The organism is Xanthomonas sp. SHU 166, from assembly GCF_000364685.1.
Classification (GTDB): domain Bacteria; phylum Pseudomonadota; class Gammaproteobacteria; order Xanthomonadales; family Xanthomonadaceae; genus Xanthomonas_A; species Xanthomonas_A sontii.
The window spans coordinates 1-1,799 of record NZ_AQOJ01000216.1 but is presented as its reverse complement, the minus strand read 5'-3'; the positions used below and the strand labels follow the sequence as shown (position 1 = coordinate 1,799).

Sequence of the window (1,799 nt, the reverse complement as noted above, 5' to 3'; positions counted from 1 at the left end):
GCGGCAGCGCCTGCGGCGCATGCGTGCCGGTCTGTGCGACAAATTACTCGATGCTGGCGTAGCTGTATTCCATGCTTTGCCTAGCGCCGCCTAGCCTCTAGCCTGCCCCCATGCCAAACCGCCCCCTGGAGGATTTTTACTAAAACCATCTTTCTTATACCAATCAAGCAACAGGATCAGAGAAACAATAGGGACTACCACCCAGAAAGTCCCTCGCCGCGGAGTTCACATCCACCTTAAGCAGTTCAGCATCAACATCAATTCGCTTATCCCTTGCCATTTCGCATATAACCTCGACCGCATCAACAACGCCAGAGGCAATAAATTCATTAAATCCATCAACACTACAACCCAGCCAACCACTAACCGGAACAAATATATCAGCGGTAGCGAAAGACCTCTTTTTTTGAAACTTGACATTGTGGACTCCAGCCAAGCCCCAAGCCTGCACTGATCCATCGACCCTCAACACAAGAGCAATTTCCGTAATGACATTGCTATACACAGCCCTGCAATGTTTCCGCAAAAGAAGGCGAAAGCGAACAATAGACTCATTAGTCACCACATGAGCATCTTTACCACCAATATCAGCGCCCAACGTAATGAAATCGTTTCGCTCAGATGTCACTCTCCAATTCTCCTACCAGCCCAAGGCTCATGATTGTCAGGACCAGGACTACGCTCCACAAGATCACGCTCTTTCTTAATCATTTCACTTCTAGGCCCACGATCAGTTCTAACGACAGTTCCACCACCGATTTGCTTCGCGGTGTAACGCTTTGCAGGATTTTCATGCCTTGTAATACCATGTTTAAGGAAGTTCCCATCCTTATCGTATTTTTCGTAAAGAGTCGCCAAACGACTATCTACCTTATTGCCGTGTACCTTCTTAGCTGCTCCATTTACAGCCTTCCCTCCAACCCCTTTTGCACCGGCAGCCAGATCCAACAACGGTGCAGCCGACCGAAGCGCATCCGAAGCCTCTTCCAATCCCGCCGCAGCACAGTCGTTGCCAAGGTTACGCTGCACCTGCGCGGCATTGTCTGCCATGTCGCCTAACGCATCCGCGCAATCGCCCGGAAACTGCATGCAGTAGGCATCTACCGAGGTGAAAACCAACCCCAGAGGATCCGTTCCGATGATGGGATTGCCTTCCACATAGGCGTAGCTATTCGCCCCACCCGCCAACCCAATCGGATCCTCCCCGATGAATCGCGCCCACTCCGGCTTGTAGTACCGTGCCCGGTAGTAATACAGCCCATTGGCATCCCGCTCCCGCCCCGTGTACTGGTAGGGATTGGTGAAGGATGCACTGCTCTGCGTGGTGGCGCCATACGGATCGTAGTCGTAGCGCTGCACCGCCGTCCCGGCCGTGTCGGTCAGCAGCCGCGTGCTGCCCAGCAGATCGGTCAGGAAGTATGTGCGCCCGCCGTTGTCGTTGCGCGCGAAGCGTTGGTCGATGCCGGGACCGGTCAGGATCGGGTTGACCGTACCGCCCTGCGTCTCCTGCACCGCGTCCAGACCGTCGTAGAGGTACTGCGTGGTCGTGCCGCCTTCCGTCTTCGCAATACGTCGGCCCAATGCGTCGTAGCTGAAACTGGCCAATACGCTGTCGCCCTGCTTGATCTGGCTCAGCCGGTCGCGGTCGTCCCAGACGTAGCTGCGCGTACCGTCCGACAGCAGGTTGCCGTTGCTGTCGTAGCTCAGCGCGACGTTGCCGGCCTGGGTCTGGCGATTGTTGTCGTCGAACGCGTTGTTGCCACTCGCCGGCGGCAGCGCCTGCGGCGCATGCGTGCCGG

The 1,799-nt window shown here is 55.7% G+C and carries 2 protein-coding genes; both read right to left on the bottom strand.

Annotated elements, in window-relative coordinates; all coding sequences use genetic code 11:
- Positions 1-163: 163 nt before the first annotated feature.
- Entirely contained in the window at positions 164-598 is a 435-nt protein-coding gene (locus D180_RS23835) for a hypothetical protein (protein ID WP_157835438.1), read from the bottom strand.
- 26 nt (positions 599-624) lie between these two features.
- Positions 625-1,799: RHS repeat-associated core domain-containing protein (locus tag D180_RS24485; RefSeq protein WP_043090604.1), on the bottom strand; the 1,175-nt coding region annotated here is incomplete at its 5' end.